Origin of the sequence: Serratia symbiotica (Periphyllus acericola) (assembly GCF_964019515.1) — a bacterium.
In the GTDB taxonomy this organism is placed as follows: domain Bacteria; phylum Pseudomonadota; class Gammaproteobacteria; order Enterobacterales; family Enterobacteriaceae; genus Serratia; species Serratia symbiotica_D.
The window spans coordinates 950,725-974,710 of sequence record NZ_OZ026452.1 but is presented as its reverse complement, the minus strand read 5'-3'; the positions used below and the strand labels follow the sequence as shown (position 1 = coordinate 974,710).

The 23,986-nt window shown below is 52.4% G+C and carries 9 protein-coding genes and 13 pseudogenes; 16 read left to right on the top strand and 6 right to left on the bottom strand.

From position 1 onward, the window contains the following. The first annotated feature begins 319 nt into the window (after window positions 1–319). The 7 genes and pseudogenes from mreB (at window position 320) to tldD (ending at window position 9,909) form a co-directional block, all read left to right on the top strand. A complete protein-coding gene (gene mreB, locus AACL06_RS05380) occupies window positions 320–1,363 on the top strand; it encodes a rod shape-determining protein MreB (protein WP_339036323.1) in 1,044 nt (347 codons plus the stop codon). A gap of 93 nt (window positions 1,364–1,456) precedes the next feature. Further along, window positions 1,457–2,470: a rod shape-determining protein MreC gene (gene mreC / locus AACL06_RS05375; RefSeq protein ID WP_339036321.1), complete on the top strand. Its 1,014-nt coding sequence runs from the start codon at window positions 1,457–1,459 to the stop codon at window positions 2,468–2,470. After that, a complete protein-coding gene (gene mreD / locus AACL06_RS05370) occupies window positions 2,425–2,898 on the top strand; it encodes a rod shape-determining protein MreD (protein ID WP_339038301.1) in 474 nt (157 codons plus the stop codon). Before mreC ends, mreD begins: the two co-directional genes overlap by 46 nt. 10 nt (window positions 2,899–2,908) lie before the next feature. Continuing rightward, a pseudogene (locus AACL06_RS05365) lies at window positions 2,909–3,496 on the top strand (Maf family protein). A gap of 35 nt (window positions 3,497–3,531) precedes the next feature. After that, window positions 3,532–5,001: a ribonuclease G gene (gene rng / locus AACL06_RS05360; RefSeq protein WP_339036318.1), complete on the top strand. Its 1,470-nt coding sequence runs from the start codon at window positions 3,532–3,534 to the stop codon at window positions 4,999–5,001. 76 nt (window positions 5,002–5,077) lie between these two features. Continuing rightward, window positions 5,078–8,354: pseudogene (locus AACL06_RS05355) on the top strand (YhdP family protein). A gap of 109 nt (window positions 8,355–8,463) precedes the next feature. Next, window positions 8,464–9,909 (top strand): metalloprotease TldD, encoded by a 1,446-nt coding sequence (gene tldD / locus AACL06_RS05350; RefSeq protein WP_339036315.1) that lies wholly within the window; start codon window positions 8,464–8,466, stop codon window positions 9,907–9,909. Window positions 9,910–10,309: 400 nt separating this feature from the next. Here tldD and fpr read toward each other — a convergent pair whose 3' ends face one another. Then, window positions 10,310–11,056, bottom strand: a complete 747-nt coding sequence (gene fpr / locus AACL06_RS05345) for a ferredoxin--NADP(+) reductase (protein ID WP_339036313.1) — start codon at window positions 11,054–11,056, stop codon at window positions 10,310–10,312. Window positions 11,057–11,435: 379 nt separating this feature from the next. On the opposite strand from fpr, the pseudogene emrD reads away from it, so the two are divergent. Further along, window positions 11,436–12,621, top strand: a pseudogene (emrD, locus tag AACL06_RS05340) (multidrug efflux MFS transporter EmrD). A gap of 254 nt (window positions 12,622–12,875) precedes the next feature. Here emrD and AACL06_RS05335 read toward each other — a convergent pair. From AACL06_RS05335 to AACL06_RS05320, 4 genes and pseudogenes are all read right to left on the bottom strand, one after another. Beyond that, window positions 12,876–13,365 (bottom strand): annotated as a pseudogene (locus tag AACL06_RS05335) (FGGY-family carbohydrate kinase); the annotation flags it as partial. Between the two features lie 56 nt (window positions 13,366–13,421). Beyond that, window positions 13,422–14,390: pseudogene (locus tag AACL06_RS05330) on the bottom strand (IS5 family transposase). Between the two features lie 459 nt (window positions 14,391–14,849). After that, window positions 14,850–15,561: pseudogene (locus AACL06_RS05325) on the bottom strand (lysine exporter LysO family protein); the annotation flags it as partial. Window positions 15,562–15,815: 254 nt separating this feature from the next. Next, window positions 15,816–16,787, bottom strand: a complete 972-nt coding sequence (locus tag AACL06_RS05320; RefSeq protein ID WP_339036311.1) for a VirK/YbjX family protein — start codon at window positions 16,785–16,787, stop codon at window positions 15,816–15,818. A 429-nt stretch (window positions 16,788–17,216) separates the two neighbouring features. Here AACL06_RS05320 and macA point away from each other — a divergent pair. After that, a pseudogene (gene macA, locus AACL06_RS05315) lies at window positions 17,217–18,256 on the top strand (macrolide transporter subunit MacA). Next, window positions 18,256–20,175, top strand: a pseudogene (gene macB / locus AACL06_RS05310) (macrolide ABC transporter ATP-binding protein/permease MacB). The pseudogenes macA and macB overlap by 1 nt, the downstream one beginning before the upstream one ends. 76 nt (window positions 20,176–20,251) lie before the next feature. On the opposite strand, the gene AACL06_RS05305 reads toward macB, so the two are convergent. Then, window positions 20,252–20,449: a cold shock domain-containing protein gene (locus AACL06_RS05305; RefSeq protein ID WP_339036309.1), complete on the bottom strand. Its 198-nt coding sequence runs from the start codon at window positions 20,447–20,449 to the stop codon at window positions 20,252–20,254. Here AACL06_RS05305 and AACL06_RS05300 point away from each other — a divergent pair. The 6 genes and pseudogenes from AACL06_RS05300 (at window position 20,430) to artM (ending at window position 23,861) form a co-directional block, all read left to right on the top strand. After that, a complete protein-coding gene (locus AACL06_RS05300; RefSeq protein WP_339036307.1) occupies window positions 20,430–20,591 on the top strand; it encodes a hypothetical protein in 162 nt (53 codons plus the stop codon). The genes AACL06_RS05305 and AACL06_RS05300 overlap by 20 nt on opposite strands. After that, window positions 20,524–21,088: pseudogene (locus tag AACL06_RS05295) on the top strand (transposase); the annotation flags it as partial. The gene AACL06_RS05300 and the pseudogene AACL06_RS05295, both read left to right, overlap by 68 nt. 453 nt (window positions 21,089–21,541) lie before the next feature. Next, window positions 21,542–21,805: pseudogene (locus AACL06_RS05290) on the top strand (ATP-binding cassette domain-containing protein); the annotation flags it as partial. 63 nt (window positions 21,806–21,868) lie between these two features. Continuing rightward, window positions 21,869–22,429: pseudogene (locus tag AACL06_RS05285) on the top strand (transporter substrate-binding domain-containing protein); the annotation flags it as partial. Window positions 22,430–22,450: 21 nt separating this feature from the next. Continuing rightward, window positions 22,451–23,192 (top strand): annotated as a pseudogene (gene artQ / locus AACL06_RS05280) (arginine ABC transporter permease ArtQ). Then, window positions 23,168–23,861 (top strand): annotated as a pseudogene (gene artM, locus AACL06_RS05275) (arginine ABC transporter permease ArtM). The pseudogenes artQ and artM overlap by 25 nt, the downstream one beginning before the upstream one ends. The last annotated feature ends 125 nt before the right edge of the window (window positions 23,862–23,986 follow it).

The following is a 23,986-nucleotide window of genomic DNA, read 5'->3' as shown; positions in this document are numbered from 1 at the left end:
TGAACTTCAGGGATAAGGTTCATTAATCCCCAATCCCCAGTCAGTGACTGGGGTGAGCGAGGGAAGCTAACGCACAGGCAACTTGAAGAATGACGGGTATATGCGCTGTGTAACGGCGTTTTGGGCGCGGAAAAGGGGGCAAACTAAGCCTTTGTTCAGGGAATTCAGTGCTCATCCCATTTTTCTGCACTCGAACAGCAACAATATGGACTATTTTTCATCGAAGTAGAACGTTTTGCGCCTTGTCGCTACTTCGTGTGGTTGGTAAAGTAGGCGGATTTTATTTTCTGCCCCCAGCTTGCAGGATTATCCTTTAGTTATGTTTAAAAAATTCCGTGGCATGTTTTCCAATGACTTGTCCATCGATTTGGGTACTGCTAATACCCTGATTTATGTTAAGGGACAAGGTATTGTATTGAATGAACCGTCTGTGGTTGCCATCCGCCAAGATCGTGCCGGTTCTCCGAAGAGCGTTGCGGCTGTAGGCCATGACGCCAAACAGATGTTGGGGCGCACCCCTGGTAATATCGCGGCAATTCGCCCGATGAAAGATGGCGTTATTGCTGACTTCTTCGTGACCGAAAAAATGCTACAACACTTTATAAAACAGGTTCATAGCAACAACTTTATGCGCCCAAGCCCGCGTGTGCTGGTCTGTGTGCCTGTCGGTGCAACCCAGGTTGAACGCCGCGCTATCCGCGAATCTGCACAGGGAGCTGGCGCGCGTGAAGTGTTTTTGATTGAAGAACCGATGGCTGCGGCGATCGGCGCAGGTTTGCCGGTATCAGAATCCACTGGTTCCATGGTGGTGGACATCGGTGGCGGTACTACTAAGGTGGCGGTGATTTCGTTGAACGGCGTGGTCTACTCCTCTTCGGTACGCATCGGCGGTGATCGCTTTGATGAGGCCATAATTAATTATGTGCGCCGTAACTACGGTTCACTGATCGGTGAAGCCACCGCCGAGCGCATTAAGCATAAAATTGGCTCGGCTTACCCTGGCGACGAAGTGCGAGAAATCGAAGTTCGCGGCCGTAACCTGGCCACAGGCGTGCCGCGCTGCTTTACCCTGAACTCCAATGAAATCCTTGAAGCCTTGCAGGAACCTGTGACTGGCATTGTCAGCGCGGTGATGGTGGCGTTGGAACAGTGCCCACCTGAGCTGGCTTCCGATATTTCCGAGCGCGGCATGGTATTGACCGGTGGCGGTGCGTTGCTGCGTAACCTCGATCGCCTATTGATGGAAGAAAACGGCATTCCGGTCATTGTAGCAGAAGATCCGCTAACCTGCGTGGCTCGCGGCGGAGGCAAGGCGTTGGAAATGATCGACATGCATGGCGGCGATTTGTTCAGCGAAGATTAGCCTGCCCTGTGAGGAGGGATCGTATCGGATGATTGTGCACCGCGAAAATTGGGTACGATTTCTCTTTCTGTTGTCGAAGAACTCGCATAATTTATGAAGCCAATTTTCAGCAGAGGGACTTCCCTACAATTACGGCTCTTTTGGGCGGTGACTGTAGCCATTAGCCTGATCGTTGCTGACAGACGGCTCGATGCATTCTTGCAGATACGCAACTACATGGATACCGCCGTCAGTCCTTTCTATTTTCTCTCCAATGGGCCGCGCAAAGCTTTAGACAGCCTGTCAGAAACGCTGGCTACCCGCCAAGAATTAAAACTGGAAAACCGCGCTCTGCGCAAGGAACTGCTGCTGAAAAACAGCGACCTTCTTATTCTTGACCAATTCAAGCAGGAGAACACCCGATTGCGCGAGCTGTTGGGGTCGCCGTTGCGCAAGGATGAGCACATGATGGTCACCCATGTGATCTCCACCAGTGCTGATCCTTACAGCGATCAGGTGGTGATCGACAAGGGATCGGACAACGGCGTATATGAAGGCCAGCCAGTGATCAGCGATAAGGGGGTGGTTGGTCAAGTGGTGGCGGTGGCCAAGGTTACCAGCCGCGTGCTGCTGATTTGCGACGTTGCACACGCGCTGCCAATTCAAGTGCTGCGCAACGATATACGGGTGATAGCGGCAAGTAGCGACTGCGCCGACGATTTACAACTGGAACATTTGTCGAACAGTGCCGATATCCGGGTGGGTGATGTTCTGGTCACCTCTGGCCTGGGTGGCCGCTTCCCGGAAGGTTATCCTGTGGCGGTGGTTTCGTCCGTCAAGGTGGATAACCAGCGCACCTATACTATGATTCAGGCTCGGCCCACCGCTGGGCTACAACGCCTGCGTTACCTGATGCTGCTGTGGGGTACAGATCGCAACGGCGATATGCCGCTGCCGCCGGGAGAAGTACACCGGGTAGTTAATGAGCGCTTAATGCAGATGATGCCGCAGGTGCTGCCGCCAGTTGAAGCTGTTGGGCCACCGTCACCGCTGCTGGCCGCAGGAACCCATATAGCTACTGCATCCACGAGCGCTGGATCATCTGTTTGTCATTCTTGTTGGCGTTAGTGTTGCAAATCATGCCGTGGCCGGAACAAATCTATATGTTTCGCCCGTCTTGGCTGGAGTTGGTGCTGATTTACTGGGTGATTGCGTTGCCGCACCGGGTCAATGTCGGCACTGGCTTTCTGCTCGGACTGATCATCGATCTGATCCTCGGCTCCACGCTTGGCGTACGTGCGTTGGCGCTGGGTATCATCGCCTATCTGGTGGCATTCAAATGCGAGCTTTTCCGCAATATAGCGCTGTGGCAACAAGCATTGATCGTGGTGTTGCTGTCACTGGTGATGGATGTAGTGGTGTTCTGGGCAGAATTTTTATTGATCAACCTTTCTTTCCGCCCAGCGGTGTTCTGGAACAGTGTGGTAAACGTCATTCTGTGGCCATGGTTATTCCTACTGACGCGCAAATTTCGCCGTCAGTTTGCGGTACAGTAAGGGTATATCAATGATGGCTCTTTATTTGGTTTCCGGCTCTCCACTCCGACACGAATTACTGACTCTGTTGGGTGTGCCGCTTGACATTTTGCTGACGCATACCATAGAGCAGCGTCAGGAAGGTGAAGCCGCCGCCTACGTGTGTCGCCTGGCGCAGGATAAGGCCAAAGCGGGCGTGATGCTGGCACCGCAGGATCTTCCGGTGCTGGGGGCGGATACCCTAGTGGTGCTCAACGGGTGGGTACTATAGAAACCGCAGGATGAAACGCGTGCCGCGAAAATGCTGGCGGCGCTGTCGGGTAAACAGCATCAGGTAATGACGGCGGTGGCTATCGCCGATCGCCATAAAGTGCTGTGCCAACGGGTGGTGACCGACGTAACATTCCGCGATCTATCACCGCGAGACAAGACATAGGCGACTATATTGCAAGAGGTGAGCTTATGGATAAAAGCGGGAGCCTAAGGAATTCAAGGAAAAGGCTGCTATTTCGTCAGAACGATAACCGGGAGTTATCACGCTATGATGGTTCTGCCGCTGGTTAAAACCCATGAGCCACTCAGTAATTTTGTCGCATTAGGTGATGTGAGAGCCGACTGAGGGGCGCGACCATCAATTTGCTCTGAGGAAAAGGCATGACAACTGAGCTACTGGTTAATATCACACAGTCTGAAACACGGGTTGCCTATATCGATGAGGGCATTCTGCAAGAGATCCATATTGAGCGCGGATCCAAACGCGGCATCGTCGGCAATATTTACAAAGGTCGCGTTAGCCGTGTCTTACCGGGGATGCAAGCGGCGTTCGTCGATATCGGTCTGGATAAGTCTGCCTTCCTGCACGCTTCCGATATCATGTCGCATACTGAATGCGTCGCCGGCGATGAGCAAAATAACTTCCATGTGCGCGATATTGCTGAACTGGTGCGCCAGGGGCAGGATCTGGTGGTGCAGGTGGTGAAAGATCGGCTCGGCACTAAGGGTGCGCGCCTGACCACCGACATCACTCTGCCTTCGCATTACCTGGTGTTTATGCCGGGGGCAGCACACGTTGGGGTATCGCAGCGCATTGACAGCGAAGCCGAGCGTGAACGCTTGAAGAACGCCGTTGCTGCTTACTGCGACGAACTGGGTGGGTTTATTATTCGTACCGCAGCAGAGGGTATCGGTGAAGAAGAGCTAGCGCAGGATGCCGACTTCCTTAAGCGCCTGTGGGCCAAAGTGCTGGAGCGTAAAAAACGCAACCGAACCAAGTACAAGTTGTATGGCGAGCTGGCGCTGGCGCAGCGTATTTTGCGCGATTTTTCTGGCGCAGCGCTTGAACGTATCCGCGTTGATTCACGGCTGACGTACGATCTGCTGGTGGAATTTACCGATGAATACATCCCGGATATCACCAGTAAGCTGGAGCTCTACACTGGCAATCCGCCTATCTTTGACCTGTACGACGTGGAAAACGAGATCCAGCGGGCGCTTGAGCGCAAGGTAGCGCTAAAATCGGGTGGCTACCTGATCATCGATCAAACCGAAGCGATGACCACCGTCGATATCAACACTGGCGCTTTCGTCGGCCACCGCAATCTCGACGAGACCAGATTCAACACCAATATCGAGGCCACTCAAGCCATCGCCCGTCAACTACGCTTGCGCAATTTAGGCGGCATTATCATCATTGATTTTATCGATATGGATAATGAAGAGCATCGCCGCCGGGTGCTGCATTCGCTGGAGCAGGGGTTGAGTAAAGATCGGGTAAAAACCACGGTCAACGGTTTCTCTCAGCTAGGCTTAGTTGAAATGACGCGCAAACGGACGCGTGAAAGCATTGAACATGTGTTATGCCACAGTTGCTCTGCCTGTAACGGGTGCGGCACGGTAAAAACGGTGGAAACCGTATGTTACGAGATCCTGCGTGAGATTGTACATGTACATCACGCTTATGATTCGGATCGTTTTCTGGTATATGCCTCGGCGGCGGTCAGCGAAGCTCTGAAGAGTGAAGAGTCTCACGCGCTTGCCGAAGTGGAAATTTTTGTCGGTAAGCAGGTGAAGGTGCAGATCGAACCGCTTTACAGCCAAGAGCAGTTCGACGTTGTCATGATGTAACCCATCCGGCAAGGCGCTGAGCCTGTTAATGCATAGATATTTCCGTTGCCATACAAACGGAAGCAAGGGGAACTGCGTGAGGCGACTGCCTGGGATTTTGTTAGCAACAGGCACAACGGTGATTGTTATTTCAGCGGGCTGCGCTTGGTGCTGCCCGAATTGAACCACTATCGCCAGCAGTTGCTGGCGATAGTAGCCAGTCTCTCTGGCATACCCATACAGGTTGATTTTATTCAAGGTAGCTGGCAAGCCTACGGCCCGCGGCTGGAAATGCGCAACATAGGTGCCACCTTGCCCAAAGGCAACCTGCGTATTGAACGCCTTACACTAGAGCGGGACGTGTGGCAATCGCTGTTACACTGGCGTTGGCAGTTTCGCGACCTCACCTTCCACCAATTCCAACTTGATCTTAATGTTATACTTGGCGGTGACGGCCATCAAGCTAATTGTGGTACAACTGCGCATAGATCTTATTGATAAAAAAGGATTATTGAATACCGGTACGATTTATCTTCAAGCTGACAATATCGATATCAAGCCCTGGTTTACCCACTGGTTGCATGCCAACACCGGACTGGAAAATGCAGATTTTAGCCTGGCGGCTTGGTTGCAGATCCAGAATGGCATAATCGCTGGCAGCAATGCGCTACTGAAGCAAGGAACGGCTAACTGGGGTATAGGCAACAAACAACACCAGTTGAACATGGATAATTTTGTGCTGTCGATGTGCCGCAGTGGCGGCTGAGCACCGATGGGCAGGCTTGGCCGCAGAGTAAGCTTTACGGCACTGTGGCTACCTGAAAGCACCGCGTCGAGCCAGAACGCAGAATTGCGTATACATGCGATGGACATTCAGTTAGAGCGCCTGTCGGCATTGTTGCCGACCTTCTCGTTCCTTAGCCTGGATTTGCTGGAGCGCTGGAATGATTTACAGCCGCAGGGCAAGCTTACGGCGCTGGCGCTGGACATCCCATTGAAACAGCGGGAAAAGACCCGCTTTCAGGCTCTTTGGCAGGGTGTCAGTTGGCAGCCTTAGAAACTATTGCCTGGCATCGATCACTTCTACGGTGTGTTCAGCGGCGGGGTGGCAGAGGGGCGCCTGACGCTGAGTCTTAACGACAGCACGTTGCCCTACGACGACATGTTCCGCGCCCCGCTGGAAATTAGCAGCGCACATGGTGACGCTGACCTGGCGTTACCACGATCAAGCCTGGGAATTAGCGAGCGAGGGGCTAGAGGTAAAAGCCAAATCACTGTGGGTCAACGGCGATTTTCGCTACCAGCAGCCAGCCAAGGGTGCCCCTTGGTTAAGTATCCTAGCGGGCATCTGCCTGTATAACGGCGTGGACGCCTGGCGTTACTTCCCGGAACCGCTCATGGGCAAACCACTAGTGGATTACCTGAGTAGAGCCATTCAGGGCGGGCAAGTAGATAACGCCACACTGCTCTATGCAGGCGATCTACAGCACTTCCCATATCACAAAAACGAAGGCCTGTTTGAGGTGTTGGTTCCTTTGCGTCATTCGACCTTCCAGTTCCAGCCGGGCTGATCGGCGCTGACCGATCTGGCGATCGACCTCGATTTCATCAACGACGGGCTGTGGATGCAAGCGGCGCACACCAAGCTGGGTAAGGTTGACGGCAAAAATGTCAGTGCGGTTATCCCAGACTACCTTAAGGAACGGTTGCTGATTGACGCCGAGCTGGTGGGAGCCGGTACTGATGTTCACGACTATTTCAAACAGACCCCGCTGCATGATTCGCTTGGCGCAGCGCTAGATGAATTGCAACTTGGCGGTAATGTCAGCGGACGTTTACATCTTGATATCCCGCTGGATGGCGAACAGGTGAGAGCCACGGGGGAAGTGGCTTTACACAAAAACTCGCTGCGGGTGAAGCCGCTGGGAAGCGAAATGAATCAACTGAGCGGCAAATTTCGCTTTGACAATGGCAACCTACAAAGCGACACCCTGTCGGCCAACTGGTTTGGGCAGCCTATGGTCGTGGACTTCAATACTCAAGAAGGCGAACGCGATTACAAAGTTGACGTTAGTTTGAAGGCAGACTGGCAGCCAGCCAAATTTCCCTGCCTGCCGCAGGATCTGGCCGACAAGCTTGGCGGCAGCGCATCTTGGAAGCGTCGGATTGCCATTGTGCTACCGCATCAGGGTATGGTCAGTTATGACATCGGCGTAGATGCGGATCTCACAAAAGTAAGCAGTCACTTACCTCCTCCGCTAGGCAAACCAGCGGGTGAAGCACGGCCATTGAGGGTGAAGGTCAGCGGTGGGTTGAACGGCTTTACACTGACTGGCAGCACGGGTAAACAGAGTCATTTTAACAGTGAATGGCTTTTTGCCAAAAATCAGGTGACGCTGGCACGCGCAGCATGGCAAAACGCTAGTGGCGGCTTGGGCGTCTTCAGTTTCCCAAACACCGTGATGCTTAAAACGCCACAGTTGCTGCTGGGCGGCCAGGTTTATAACAAGCTAACACTAGCGGCCTAGCAGCAGTACGGTAGAGTTCAGGTGAGCTCCAAGGACGACGAAATGGACGGCAGCCTACAGATGGTGGATCGCGGGCCGTAGTGTGCCAATATCACCTATCTCTATTACAATCCACAGCTTGCGAACGGCAAAAGCCCGCTGGGAGCGGTTGACTCTAAGGCTGAGAGGCTCTCCTTGCGTAACTGGCCTGCGCTACACAGGGAGCGCGCAGCTCACTCAAAGGCAAGCTGCTGGGCAGAAACCACCGCCTTCCTTGGCATTACCACGCCGCTGAAAGGCGGGCCATATAATATGGATTTTGATCTGTACTGGCATGGGTAGCCCTGGCAGCCACAGGTGGATACCCTCAGCAGTACATTGCAGGTCAAGATAGGCAAGGGCGAGATTGACAGCATCGGCGGTGGTCGCGCTAGGCAACTTCTGCGACTAGTGAGTTTTGACGCGTTGTTGCGCAAGTTGCAGTTCTATTTCAGCGACACCTTCGGCAAAGGTTTCTACTTTCATTCTATCCGCAGTACCACATCGCTAAAAGATGGCATAATGCATACCGATAACTTATTGGTTGAGGGATTGGTGGCGGATATCACCATGAGCGGTCAGATTGACCTGTCGCGCAACCGGATCGATATGGAAGCGGTGTTGGCACCGGCGGTTTCAGCCACCGTTGGCGTAGCAACGGCGTTTGTCGTCAACCCCATCGTCGGTGCAGCGGTATTTGCTGCTTCGCAGGTATTGGGGCCATTATGAAGCAAGATTTCCTTGATTCGTTACCACATTAGCGGCTATCTGGATCAGCCGAAAATCAACGAAGTATTGCGTAAGCCAAAGAAGGATAAAGCGCCATGAGGAATACTAACTGAAAAACACTGCCCCACTGGCTTGCAACCCCTGCATGAGCAGAGGCCGCTGACAGCACCGTTTGCGGCGATATCTTCCTTTCAAGAGTGAAAAAATTATGAGTCTGACATTTGTCAGTGAGCAGTTACTTGCGGCGAATAAGCTGAGCCATCAAGACCTATACCAGGTACTGGGCCAACTGGCAGAACGCCGCCTCGATTACGCTGACCTTTATTTTCAGTCCAGCTATCACGAAGCCTGGATTATTGAGGATGGCATTATCAAGGATGGGTCTTACAATATCGATCAGGGTGTCGGTGTTCGCGCCGTTAGCGGCGAGAAAACCGGCTTTGCCTATGCTGACCAGATCACCCTAAATGCGTTGCAGCAAAGCGCGCAGGCAGCGCGCAGCATTGTGCGCGACAGCGGCAATGGCAGGGCACACACCCTGGGCGAAATCAGCCATCAGGCGCGGTATCCGTTGCTCGATCCGTTGCAGAGCCTGTCGCGCGAAGAGAAAATGGCGCTGTTGCACCGCGTTGACAAAGTAGCGCGTAACACCGACCCACGCGTGCAAGAAGTGAACGCCAAAATAACCGGCATCTACGAGCAGATGCTAGTAGCGGCTACCGACGGCACCTTGGCGGCGGATGTGCGTCCACTGGTGCGCCTTTCCGTCAGTGTGCTGGTGGGACAAGACGGCAAGCGTGAGCGCGGTTCCAGCGGTGGTGGAGGCCGTCTCGGCTATGACTACTTCTTAGAAAACATTGACGGCGAAACGCGCGCCGACACCTACGCCAAAGAGGCGGTGCGCATGGCGCTGGTGAACCTTACTGCTGTGGCAGCCCCTGCAGGCAATATGCCGGTGGTACTGGGAGCTGGCTGGCCAGGGGTACTGTTGCACGAAGCGGTAGGCCATGGCCTGGAAGGCGATTTCAACCGGCGCGGCACCTCAGTATTCAGTGGCCAGATGGGCCAACGGGTAGCTTCCGAATTGTGCACTGTGGTGGATGATGGCACCCTACAGGGGTACCGTGGTTCGCTGGCCATTGATGACGAAGGTGTGCCGGGTCAGTACAACGTGTTGATCGAGAACGGCATTCTGAAAGGCTACATGCAAGATAAACTCAATGCGCGCTTGATGGGTATGGCACCAACTGGCAATGGACGACGTGAGTCCTACGCATATCTGCCGATGCCGCGTATGACCAATACCTACATGCTGGCGGGCAAGTCAATACCTGAAGAGATCATCGCCAGCGTTGAGTACGGCCTGTATGCGCCGAACTTTGGCGGTGGTCAGGTGGATATCACCTCCGGCAAATTTGTATTTTCCACCACCCAAGCCTACCTGATCGAGAAAGGCCGCATCACCAAACCAGTTAAGGGTGCCACGCTGATCGGCTCCGGTATTGAGGCGATGCAACAGATTTCAATGGTTGGCAATGATCTGGCATTTGATAAAGGCGTCGGCGTCTGCGGCAAAGAAGGGCAAAGTTTGCCGGTGGGTATCGGCCAACCTACATTGAAGCTGGACAGCCTGACGGTCGGCGGCACCGCGTAGCTTCTCCAGGAGCCAAAGCCATTGGCCCCTAAATGCCCTATTTTGCTGCATCACTCGACATTGCAAACATTCAGATTATGAATATTTGCTGTCAGTCAGCTGGGCGTTATCCTCAATAATGTGCAAAAAAAGCGTAGACAGAGTGGGTGTATAGGGTCACCATGATTACAGCTTACAGCTTACAGCTTACAGCTTACAGCTTACAGCTTACAGCTTACAGCTTACAGCTTACAGCCGAAGGCTATATCAGTAGCCCCCTCAGCCTGGATATCTAAAGAGGTGGCAGAAACGACATGTTAAGATTTCCACGTGTAACCGCCATTTCATTACTTACAAAATCTTTATTACTTACAAAATCACCTGAGGTATTGAAGTGTAGTTAAATGATAAGCAGGTGGCATCACCAGTAGTGTTCGCTGGTGATATGCCCCGGCTTGCGGCGCAGGTGTTTGCGCATCTGGCGGTGCTCTTGCAGGATTTTTTGGGTATCGCGCACCATCTGTGGGTTGCCACACAGCATCACATGGCTGGTGTCGACGTCGATAGTTAATCCTACTGCAGCTTCCAGAAAGCCATCCTCGATCAGTGCGGGTATGCGCCCAGTCAGGGCGTTAGCTGTTGCTTCGCGGCTGACAATAGTCTGAATGCGCATCTTGCCGTTGTAGTGCTGCTGCAATTGCTGCAGCAGCGGCAGGTAGCTCAGATCGTGTGCAAAACGAGCGGCATGCACCAGCACCACCTGTTTGATTCGCTCCAGCCCGGTGCCTTCCTGTAAAATTGACAGGTAAGGGCCGATGGCAGTGCCGGTCGCCAACATCCACAGTGTTTCACACTCAGGTACTTCATCTAGCACCAAGAACCCGGCTGCTTCCTTGGTGAGCATCACCTCTGAGCCAGGGCGCAATTGAGCGAGCCTTGGACTCAATTTGCCCTCCGGTACGGTAACCAGATAAAACTCCAAGTTTGGGCTGCTGGGAGCGTTGACGTAGGAATAGGCACGTTGCACACTTATTCCATCGATTTCCAGTGCCATTTTTGTAAATTGCCCTGCGATAAAAGGAGCAATCGGCGCGTTAATGGTGATGCTAAACAGCCCGCTAGTCCATTGTTCTACCTTTAGAACCTTGCCGTTAACCCATTCAGCCATAATCAACGACTCCCGTGGTCGAATAAAATCAGCGTTGGTATTTTCATAAATCTCATTCCTATGATGTTATTTTAATTTGCTGGAAGTAATTATCGATTAAATGTTAGGTTATGCCCGCCCGCGGCGCTGATGGTGGGCATAACCTAACAACGCCACGGCTCATTCGGCTTTTTTACTCTCTAAGCGTTAGATGTACCAATTAATTTACGGATCTGGTTGCGTTTGCTGCCAGTGTAACTTAGATCAATCTCTTCCTAAAACTCGCTAAAATAATCAGATTTGTTAGCTTATGCTGCATAGGAGAGGGCTGCTCGCCATTTTGGCTGCTGCAATGGGATACGACCCGTTAATACCTAGGCAAAGATGAAGAAAAAGATTAATAAAAAAAATTGAAAACCTTCACCTGTTGGTTATGCTTATCCTGTTGGTGGCCGTTGGGCAAATGGCGCAAACTATCTATGTTCCCGTTATTACTGATATCGCGCATGATCTGTCGGTTCTCTCCGGCACCGTGCAGCATGTGATGGCAGCATATCTGATGACCTACGGCTTTTCTCAACTGATTTACGGCCCGCTGTCAGATAGCATAAGTCGTCGGCCGGTGATCTTGGCCGGGATAATGATCTTCCTGATCGGCTCGCTGGGGGCTTTGCTATCCAACGGATTATTCATGCTGGTGGTTACCAGCGCCATTCAGGGCATGGGTACCGGCGTAGCGGGAGTAATGGGCGCGTACCTTGCCACGTGATCTGTACGCTAGCATTGCACTACGTTATGCCAATAGCCTGCTGAATATGGGTATCCTGATTAGCCGACTGCTTGTACCGCTGATCGGTAGGGCATTGGCGATGCTATTTTGCTGGCGTGCTAACTATGCTTTCCTGCTAGCGTTGGGCGCTGGGGTCACCTACGCCATGTTCCGCTGGCTACCAGAAACCCGGCCAGCGCTGACGGAAAAGCGCCGCATGTTGGCCAGCATCCGCCAACTGCTGGCAGACGGCACATTTACCTGTTATCTGGTGATGCTGATCGGCGCATTGGCGGGGATTGTGGTGTTTTAAGCCAGTTGTGGCGTATTGATGGGGGGCATACTGGGCCTGAGCGGCGTAACCGTTAGCATCTTGTTTATCTTGCCGATCCCTGCGGCGTTCTTCGGTGCCTGGTACGCCGGACGTGATGGAAAAACTTTCCACAGTTTGATGTGGCACTCTGTACTCAGTTGCCTGATGGCAGGGTTGATGATGTGGACTCCAAGCTGGTTTGGGGTGATGAATATCTGGACATTGATCGTCCCAGCCACGCTATTTTTCTTCGGTGCTTGTATGATGTTCCCATTGGCTACTACTGGCGCGATGGAGCTTTTCCCTTATCTGCCAGGTGCTGCGGGTGCATTAGTTGGTAGTATGCAGAACCTGGGTTCAGGTCTAGCGGCCTAGTTCTCAGCTACGTTGCCACAGACTGGGCAGTTCAGCATTGGGCTGTTGATGTTCGCTATGGCGCTGTTGATATTGCTGTGCTGGTGGCCGTTATCCAATCGGGTGCAGCATCAGGATAATAACAGATAAAACAATAGGCTATAGTCTCGGTGTTAGTCGGTTCGCCGCGCTACAGCCATTTGTCACCTGCCAGTAAAAAATGCCGCCCACACCACAAACCGCAAGCCAGGTTTAGAACCTGTCCCATTAGGCTACTTTATTTGCCATTTTGGCCCTGGGTAGTGCTCACAATCCCCGCGAACTCCTGTAGTTGCGCGCTTTCTGTGTGCAAACTGGCTGCAACAATATGCGCTTACAGGGATAGGTGCTTAGTCGTGCTCTTCCTATGCTTGAGAGCGCGCCACCGCTTTTTTCCAGCCGCTGTAGCGGTAGTTGCGCTCGTTAGTTTCGATGCTGGGGTAGAATTCACGCTCGATAACCGCCTTGCTCTTCACCTCATTTATATCGTTCCAGTAGCCGATAGCCAGACACGCCAGGAAGGCTGCACCGAGTGCCGTCGATTCGCGCACTTCATGGCGTTTTATGCGGGTGCCGAGTATGTCGGCCTGGAATTGCATCAGGAAGTTGTTGGTGACCGCGCCACCATCTACGCAGAGAGATCGTAGACGAGTATTGGCATCGGACTGCATGGCGTCCAGCACGTCGCGGGTCTGATAGGCGATGGACTCCAGTGTGGCACGGATGATGTGGTTGCTGTTGACGCCGCGAGTTAGGCCGAAGATCGCGCAGCGTGCATAAGGATCCCAATTAAGGTGCGCTCAGGCCGGTGAAGGTCGGCACGATGTAGATACCATTGCTGTCTTTCACCTTGGTGAAGCGTTGTTGAATAAATCGGATTTGGAATAAAGAGTCCCCTGAATGGGCAGCTTTCAGGCAAGGAGTACACTTTCTGGCATACCGGCGAGCGTCATCTTGTTTAATGCACAGATCATGGCCAGCGCCTCTGCAACTTGTCCATCATAATCTCGCAGCGACAGGTGACCACCAAATAGCTGTTTTACTCTGTACCTCGCTGTTGCCGCTATCGAACGTCGGTGGTAGCCTGTGATACTTGTCCACCGTGTGTTGTCTCCGGTAACGCTCTGGTTCACCACCGCTTGATTTCGCTCTGCATAGTCTGCCGACCAATAACGGGCTCCGCTGCTGGGCGGTATTAACGCCTTGAGCTTCTTGCCCCTTAATTCATCATCACACACTCGCGTATCCTAAGCCCGATCCGCCGAGGCGACTTTGATTTTACGGTACCTCTGACGGATGAGACCTGGGAAGGCTTCGGTATCGGTGACATTGCTCAAGGAAAGGTCAGCACAGATGACCTCATGTGTTTCTGTATCTACGGCCAAATGCAGTTTTCGCCAGATCCGCCGTTTTTCCTGACCGTGTTTTTTTGCCATCCACTCGCCTTCACCCAACACGTTGAGCCCGCTAGAGTCGATAACGAGGTGCGCAATTTCACCCGGCGTTGCGGTTTTAAACGGGACATGGCCGGACTTCGCCCGCTTACTGATACAGGTGTCGTCCGGGCAGTTCAACAGCACTTTAATCAGTGTGACAATGGAGTCGACGAAGCCCTGTAGGGCGCGAAGTGTCAGGCCGAAAATCCGTTTCAGCATCAATACGCTGGTGATTGCCATATCGGAATAATGTGGTGGGCGACCACGCAGAGAAAGTTTTGCCTCGCAGTACCAGGCGTGAAGTGCCGTTTCATCCCCCCAGTAAGTGAGTGAACCCCGAGTGATAAGGGCGTTGTTGTAATCCTTCCAGTTGGTGATGTTGAACTTTTGCTGGGCACGGAATGTCGCTATTTTGACAGAAGGAGAGTGATCTGATGACAGCAAGGAGAGTTATCTGATCCTCGTGCCGGCCAAAAGTTCGATTTATTCAACAACGCCACGGCCAGCGCGCAACAACCGGCGCTTATAGGGAGTACGTGAGCAGGGTGAGTTCTGCCCAGGCCCAAAATGGCAAATAAAATAGCCTAATGGGACAGGTTATTACAGTATAAAAGCGTTAAGTATTTTTGGCATTGTATCCGTATTGCGTAGCCTTGCATCACTGAATATATAGTAGAGCGTGTCGATCCTTCCTATATTCGGCACTGAGGTTGGTCAGAGTGGAGCAAAACACGTGGCATAAAGCTATACCCGTTATATTTCAAATTGCCTATGCGTTAGCTTTCCTCGCTCACCCCAGACACTTAATGGTGTCAGCGCTTGGTGATTAATGAACCTCATCCCTGAGGTTCAGCCAACGGCCCAGCGCATGTGCTGCTTAAATCGATCCCTGACCGCTTTGTCGCTGCGTTGCAGCATTGGTAGGGTAATGTCCGTAGAGGTAGCGCCACACAGGCCGAGAGCCGAACAGCTACTGTGGCGCACCAGCGTTGGGATCAACATAATCGCCACCAACTCGCGGGCTAGATCGTTGAAGAAAGATATACTGCCCAACACTATGCCGTAGGCATCGGTGATCAAAATTCCGGATACCGAGTACCAGCCGAAGCTGGAAGCCATCGCCAGCCCTACCTTCAGCTGTAGCTTCATCAGTTATGCTGCTAGTAAGCCACCCGCCAGCGAGGCGAGGTTCACCATCCATGCCACTGCGATTCAACAGGATCTGACGCAACGTCATGCCACTGCTGCGCAGTTGGATGCTAACCAACAGCAGCAGGATAATCAGCGCGTATTCACTGCCTTTACTGGCGAATGGCAGCCATTGCCACTGTGTCAGACCGAGCAGGAAACCGCTCAGCACCATGCCGCACAGCTTAAGCGGCTCTAGTGCAATATTCAGGCGCAAGGGAAGATTCTCCTGCTTATGCGTGTTATGCCACTGCATGTGGCGTTCAAGCAGTGCCAGTAGCAACAGGTTAGCGCCGAGGATACACATTGAAAATACCGGTGTGTACTGGAGTATCAGCAGCAGGTTGCTGCTGATATCTGCTATAAACGCCAGGCTGATACCCATAAAAAACAGGATCACGTATATCATCAAGCTTAACAATCGATTAAAGTGGCAAATTCGATGTTGGGTTGCTTGACCTGCAAGGGTTTTTTTGACCATGCTGCGGGTGGCGTTGGTGCTGACCAACGCCAATATGCCGATGTGTAAGGTGATCCTGAAAGTGCCACTCCACGTTTCGCCCCCCCGATCTGGCGGTCGAGGTGGCAACATAGGCTGGCGAATCGGATACATGATGTCAGTATCGCTTAGTTGAAAAAACTTTTCTCGCGCGGGATTTAGCTGGCGAGTTCCCGCGCCGATTATGCTTCCACCAAGGCCTGCTGGGTGCTGAAATGCTTATCCAACCCTTGCTCTAACTCATCCAGTAGTTGGTAACGGCGGCGGTATTCAGCGCGTTTCTTGCTGACGACTTCATCAATCGGTTTGCGGGCGATGCGTGCTGGCAGCAGAAAATAACAATCATCGAGCGCTTTGCCGCCCATTGAAAGCCAAAATTGATCATAATCCGCGTGTAGCTGATCTTTTTTTTTACTCTGATAACGCCAGTTCTTATAGATGTGAGTGGCGTTGCCGACTGCCACAATCTGGCAGATGCCCAGATTGTGCGCCAGCATGCAAATCCCTTCTAGTACCAAACGTTTCGGGAATAGCCCATGGCATTCTTTGGTGGTTTTCTGGATCTCAGCATGCGGCACCCCATGGTTTGCACCTTGCAGGCCACCGATAAACAGTGTTGGCTGTTGCTGGTAATGCATCAGCGCGAAAGTGATTTCCGCCAGCATAATGCCATTGGCGTTGCGCAGTAACAGGGTTGCTTCCCCTTCTTTATTAAGCTTGTCGAACGCTGCCAGCTCCAGCGTTATCGGTGCGCCGTTTTTGTCCTGCGCGCAGGACAGCACAAACGGCTGCTGGCTCAGGTGACCTAGACGCATCTTCAGCGGCATGCGTTGGATGATCAGATCATAATGATCGCTGAGTGCGGACAGGCATGCGATCTTGTTCATGTTCGCTGCCAGGTAGGGCCGATGCAGCTTGCACGGCAGATTCGGCTGTGCGCTCAGGATCTCGTCCAGCAAAGGGTTGGAAGCCAGGATGCTGAGTAGCCTGCGGGTGGTGTGCCAGTTCAGTATTGATCGGCTGAGAAATTTCAGGCGAAATGAGGTTTTTTTCCAAGCCTTGCTCGGTATCTTTTCTCCCTTAATCAGTGCTGTCATCAGTTGCTGACCATTAAGTTGCTGGGTAGATACAGGGAGCGGGTTGTGCTGCGGCATGATGAAATCCTGGACTATGTCAAATAGCGCTATGTTATCAGATTTCACTAAACGGGAGTTCAATATTGAAGGGTAACCTGAGGTATTGCCACAAGCCGCGACGTGTTGAGCTAGGTTGTGTCCGGTGATTGAGCTTGGCGGCGTTGCAGACCTAAAAGCCCGTAGGATGACGGCCTATATCCAAGCCCGACAACGCGGATTACGGCCTTTTAGTGGGGCCATTTGAACGCGCTCCTCGGTGACTAACCGGTATTTGGCCCACCGCCCCTTAGGGCCCGTGCCTTGCTGCGTATTCAAATGACTGCCAGCGTCGCTCATGGACAATGACCAGACAGCGCCTAAAGTTTAGTGATTTCGCAAGCTGCATGATAATTTACTTCCGCCGTCCATAAGGCGGTTAATATCCACAAGAACAGGCAGGAACCCACTTTGACGTGCTTTAAAAGATATAGGCGCAGGACGATAATCCTGGTGATTATCACGGTCATAACCGCCGTGACGTTCTGGCATTTTCGCCAACTGCCAATGACCGATTTTAATACGGTGAAGGTGGTTAAACGTGACCTGCAACAAAACGTGTTGGCGACTGGTCAACTTGATGCGGTGCGCAAGGTTGACGTTGGCGCGCAGGTCAGTGTGCAGTTGGAAAAACTGTATGTCGAGATTGGCGATAATATGAAGCAAGGGCAGTTGCTAGGGGTGATCGATTCACAGCAAGCGCAAAACAGCATATGAGAAGGTGAGGCAACGCTGCGTGAGTGGCGCGCTCAACTGCTACAAGCGCAGACGGAACAGCAACTGGCAGCAGTAACCTTGCAGAGCAACCAGGCATTGGCCAAATTGCAGGTGGTTTCTCGCCAGGATCTGGATCAGGCGACAACACAGTTGGCGGTGAAAAAGGCGCAGGTAGGCACCATTAACGCGCAGATCGCCAGAAATCAGGCCAGCCTATACCCGCATTAAAGCGCCGATGGACGGCGACGTGGTGCAGATCCACTTCCTTGCAAGGCCAGACGGTGATCGCCGCGCAGCAGGCATCGAACATTCTGACTCTTGTCATCTACCTCAAGCCTGGTCAAAAGGTGTGGTTTACGGTACTAGGCGATCCTACTAGGCGCTATAACGGTGTGCTAAAAGATATCCAGCCGACACCGGAAAAAGTCAACAATGCCATTTTTTACTACGCGCGTTTCGAGGTGCCAAACCCAGCGGTAATGCTGCGTTTACAGATGACGGCACAAGTGCATATTCAATTGGCGGGCGTTAGACAGGCGCAGGTTATCCCGCTGACGGCGCTGGGCGATCAGATTGCCGATAACCGTTACCCTGTTTCGGTGCTGAAACAGGGTAACGAGGAGAAACGCGAAGTGACTGTCGGCTTGCGTAATGATATTGATGTACAGATCCTCAGCGGTTTACAGTTGAGAGAGGAAGTTATCGTCAGCCGTAGCGGTGTGGGGGATAGCTGATGACGGAGCTATTGCAACTGAACGGCATTCGACGCAGCTATCAGTCGGGCGATCAGACGGTGGATGTACTGAAATATGTCAGCCTGAGCATTGAGTCAGGGGAAATGGTGGCAATCATTGGGGCCTCCGGCTCAGGAAAATCGACGTTGATGAACATTCTTGGCTCCTTGGACAAACCGATCGCTGGTGTGTACAAGGTGGCCGGGCAAGATGTGGCGATGCTCAATGACGATGCATTGGCCCAGTTGCGCCGTGAGCATTTCGGTTTTATTTTCTAACGTTATCATATGTTGCCGCACATGAGCGCGGCGCACAACGTCGAGGTGCCGGTGGTCTGGCAAAGTGGAACGTCGTGAGCGGGCAGAGGCGTTGCTGCGGCGATTGGGGCTTGGCGAATGCGTAAGTTATCGGCCCCGCCAGCTCTCTGGTGATCAGCAACAGCGTGTCAGCATTGCCTGCGCATTGATGAATGGCGGCCAGGTGATCCTGGCGGATGAGCCGACTGGTGCGCTTGATAGCCATTCCGGCGACGAGGTGATGAACATTCTCAAACAACTGCGCGCGCAGGGGCATACTGTGGTTATCGTCACCCATGATCAGGCAGTGGCACAGCAGGCTGAACGGATCATTGAAATTCGTGATGGCGAGATCATTGCCGACTCACGCAATAATCAGAAGGGAAATCAGAAAGTTAAATCTTTTAGTCTGGACGCCATTGTGCCGTCTTGGCAGCAGATGGTCGGGCGCTTGCGCGAGGCACTGGTCATGGCATAGCGGGCGATGACGGCTAATAAAATGCGCACCGCACTGACCGTGCTTGGCATTATCATCGGCATTGCCTCGGTGGCATCAATCTTGGTGATCGGCGATGCGGCCAAACAGCGGGTACTGGCAGATATCAAAGCCATCGGCACAAACCCGATCGATATTTATCCCGGCAAGGGCTTTGGTGACGACAATCCCACCTTTCGCCAGTCGCTTAAATATGAGGATCTTGACGCATTGCGTGAGCAACCCTATGTCAGCGTGTTATCGCCGACTATCGGCATACGGTTAGTCAATATCGATGTGGCAGCCAATGTCAGCGGTGTTAGCGAACAATATTTCCGCGTGTATGGCATGACTTTCACCCAAGGGGCGGGTATCGATGTTATGCAGGTGCAGTCGCAGACAGTGGTAATCGACGCCAATACCCAGCGTCGTCTGTTCCCGCATAAAAAACAGGTGGTGGGGGAAGTGATTCTGGTGGGCAACATGTCAGCAACGGTAGTGGGTGTGGCCAAACAGAAACAGTCAATATTTGGCAGCAGTAAGACGCTGAATGTCTGGGTGCCTTACAGCACCATGGCCAACCGACTGATGGGTAACACCTATTTTGATTCGATCACTGTACGCATCCGCGACGGTTACAGTAGCCATGAGGTAGAGCAGCAGTTAACGCGCTTGCTGACGTTGCGTCATGGCAAGAAAGGCTTCTTCACCTATAACATGGATAGTTTTGTGCAAGCTGCAGAGAAAACCACCCGCACGCTGCAACTGTTCCTGACGCTGGTGGCGGTGATTTCTTTGGTCGTGGGCGGTATTGGGGTGATGAACATCATCCTGGTGTCGGTTACTGAGCGCACGCGCGAGATCGGCATTCGCATGGCAGTAGGTGCCCGTTCTGGAGACGTGTTGCAGCAGTTTCTGATCGAGGCGATATTGGTTTGCTTAGTCGGTTGTGCGCTTGGGATCACGCTGTCGTTTGCCATTGTCCTGCTGGTACAACTGCTGTTACCAGGCTGGTAGATCAGCTTCCCGCCGACAGCGCTGCTGTGTGCGTTTGTCTGTTCAACCGGCATCGGCGTGGTGTTCGGCTATCTGCCACAGCGCGCAACGCTGCGCGGCTGAATCCGATCGATGCTTTGGCGCGCGAGTAAATGAATAAAAATGCCAGCCACACAGTGGCTGGCATTTTTACCAGGTGTCATTGCATAACAACTCTATGGAGGGCGCTTAAGTCAGAACTTGGTTTTCCAGTGGCACAATAAGGCTTGCATGGTTCACTTTTGGCCCTTGGTACACATCAAAACTGACCTGTTGACCCGCCTTTAACGTTCTGTAACCATCCATCTTACTTGTTGAGTAATAAGCGAAAATATCTTCACCACAGCTTTCAGGACAAATAAAGGCGTTGTTGAATAAATCGAACATTTGGCCGGCACGAGGATCAGATCACTCTCCTTCTTTCAAAATAGCGATATTCCGTGGCCCAGCAAAAGTTCAACATCACCAACTGGAAGGCTTACAACAACGCCATTACCACTCGGGGTTCACTCACTTGCTGGGGGGATGAAACGGCACTTCACGCCTGGTACTGCGAGGCAAAACCTTCTCGGCGTGGTCGCCCACCACATTATTCCGATATGGCAATCACCAGCGTATTGATGCTGAAACGGATTTTCGGCCTGACACTTCGCGCCCTCCAGGGCTTCGGACGCCAGAGGTACCGTAAAATCAAAGTCGCCTCGGCGGATCGGGCTTAGGATACGCGAGTGTGTGATGATGAGTTAAGGGGCAAGAAGCTCAAGGCGTTAATACCGCCCAGCAGCGGAGCCCGTTATTTATGCAGAGCGAAATCAAGCGGTGGCGAACCAGCGCGTTACCGGAGACAACACACGGTGGAAAAGTATCACAGGCTACCACCGACGTTCGATAGCGGCAACAGCGAGGTACAGAGTAAAACAGCTATTTGGTGATCACCTGTCGCTGCGAGATTATGATGGGCAAGTTGTAGAGGCGCTGGCGATGATCTGTGCATTAAACAAGATGCCGCTCGCCGGTATGCCAAAGTGTACGCCTTGCCTGAAAGATGCCCATTCAGGGGACTTTTTATTCCAAATCCGATTTATTCAACAACGCCGCTGTCCGTGTGCAAATTCTGCATACCGGCATCATGCTTGGTGTCGGCAATGTGCCATGGTCTTGATGACAGTCAGATTTCAGTCAACTTAAGAAATGTCGCGGCTCAATACACAACCTGGCACCACCAACGTCCACTCCGCCCCCTGAATCGCAATTCTTATATTAGGTTTAGAGCCTATCCCCGTGGGTTCTTATTGCTCGCTGCATCGCCATAAATTTTAGCGCATAGATATTGCATAAATATTCTTTGTAAGTTAAGATCTTACATCAATTTCTATTCGATTATTATGCATGAGCATTTAACTGAACGCTATCAACTGTTACTACCGTACTCACCTGGCACTGTTTGACATTACGCTGAATTGTTCAGCGGGGGAAACATTGGTACTGCTTGGCCCAAGTGGTGCTGGGAAAAGCTCACTGTTGCGAGTATTGAACCTGCTGGAAATGCCGCGTTCGGGTCAGTTGCAGATCGCTGGTAATCAGTTTGACTTCATGCAGGTGCCAAGTAAAAAATCCATCCGCGAGCTACGCCAGAACGTCGGCATGGTATTCCAGCAATACAACCTATGGCCTCACCTTACGGTGGTGCAAAACTTGATCAAGGCACCCTGCCGCGTGCTGGGCCTGACCAAGGCTAAGGCGATGGAACACGCCGACAAGCTGTTGCAGCGTCTGCGTCTGACCAATTTCGCCGATCGTTTCCCACTTTGTCAAGAGATGCAGGCCGAGTGTACCTTCACCAATCAAGCTTTTGATAGCCTGATCCCAGGCCTGAAGTTCAGTCACTTTGATGCAGTAATGGCCGGTATGGACATTACACCAGAGCGTGGAAAGCAGGTGCTATTCACCAAGCCGTACTTTAGCAACTCGGCGCTATTTATCGCCTTGAAAGGCAGCTTGGCCGATGGTGTAGCGCTGAAAGGCAAGAAAGTCGGCGTGCAAAATAGCAACACTCACCAGAAATATCTAGCCGACAAACATCCAGAAATTACCACCGTACCCTATGACAGCTACCAGAATGCCATTATGGAGCTGAAAAACGGCCGTGTGGACGCAATATTCGGCGATACGACGGTGGTTAACGAATGGCTGAAGCAGTATGCGGGGCTGGCAGCGGTGGGCGATAAGGTTACTGATAAAGATTATTTTAGCACCGGCCTGGGTATTGCGCTAGGTCAGAAAAATACTGAGTTGCAAGGCAAGTTCAACGCCGCTCTGGACAAGATCAAACAGGATGGTACCTATGCAGCCCTCTACAAAAAATAGTTCCAGCAGTAATCCGCCGCGATGAATGACATTCAACCCCTAGCAAACGCCGCTGCCATGACCCTCGGCATTGCTACTCTTGCCCTGATCCTTGGGCTTATTCTGGCGATGCTGTTTGCCGTTTGGGAATCGTCTCGCTGGAAGCTGGTCAGTTGGTTTGGCACCGTTTGGATGACCTTGGTGCGTGGTCTGCCAGAAATTCTGGTGGTACTGCCTATCTATTTTGGTTCGTCGCAGCTACTGTTGATGCTGTCGGATGGTTTCACCCTCAATTTAGGTCTGTGCCGATTACCGATCCAACTGACGATCGATAACCTCGAAATCAGCCCGGTTCCTGTGCGGTGTGATCGCCTTGGCTCTACTTTATTCCGCTTACGCGTCGCAGACGCTACGTGGTGCACTCAAGGCGGTACCACAGGGGCAGTGGGAGTCCGGCCAGGCGCTGGGCATCAGCAAGATAGTAGTCTTCTTCCGCTTGATCATGCCTCAGATGCGGCATCATGTACTGCCCGGCCTCGGCAATCAGTGGCTGGTGCTGTTGAAAGATACCGCGCTGGTTTCCTTAATCAGCGTAAACGATTTGATGTTGCAGACTAAGAGTATTGCGGTCCGTACCCAGGAGCCTTTTACCTGGTATATGATTGTAGCGGTTATCTACCTGTTGGTCACTCTGCTCAGCCAGTACATTATTAAACGCATCGAGCTACACACCACGCGCTTTGAGCAGGGAGCAACCTTATGCTTGAATACTTGCCGGATATAATCAAAGGTCTCCACAGCAGCCTAACGCTGGCCCTTGCCGCACTGATCGTGGCGCTGGTGCTATCGCTGCTGCTGACGGTGATCCTGACGCTGAAAACGCCACTCCTGACGCCGCTGGTCAAAATCTACATCACGCTGTTTACCGGCACCGCCGTTTCTGGTATAGATCTTCTTAATCTACTATGGCCCAGGCCAGTTCCCATCAATCCGCGAATATCCTTGGCTGTGGAACCTGCTATCGCAGCCATGGCTATGCGCGATGATCGCGCTAGCATTGAACAGCGAGGCCTATACCAGCCAACTGCTCTACAGCGCGGTGTGGGCAATCCCTAGCGGTCAGTGGCAGTCCTGCGAGGCATTGGGCATGTCACGCCAACAATTGCTGCGTATTCTGCTGCCGTTCGCCTTCAAAAGTGCACTGTCATCCTACTCCAACGAAGTTGTACTGATGTTCAAAAGCACTTCTCTGGCCTACACCATTACGCTGATGGAAGTTATGGGCTATAGCCAATTGATGTACGGCCGCACCTACGATTTGAAGGTATTTGCCGCCGCTGGCCTGGTCTACCTGTGCGTAAATGGCTTGTTGACGCTACTGATGCGCTTGGTTGAGCGGCGCGCGCTGATGTTCGAACGCTGTCATAAGCGCTACCCTCATAGCCTCGCTTAATTACAGGGCTTTTCATTTATTTATTGCCTATCAATTCACTCAGCGGCATGGTTATCGCCAAGGGTAGGGTGATTATTATTAAATCCATGCGCTAGCGAGATAACAATATTCGGACTTAAGACAGG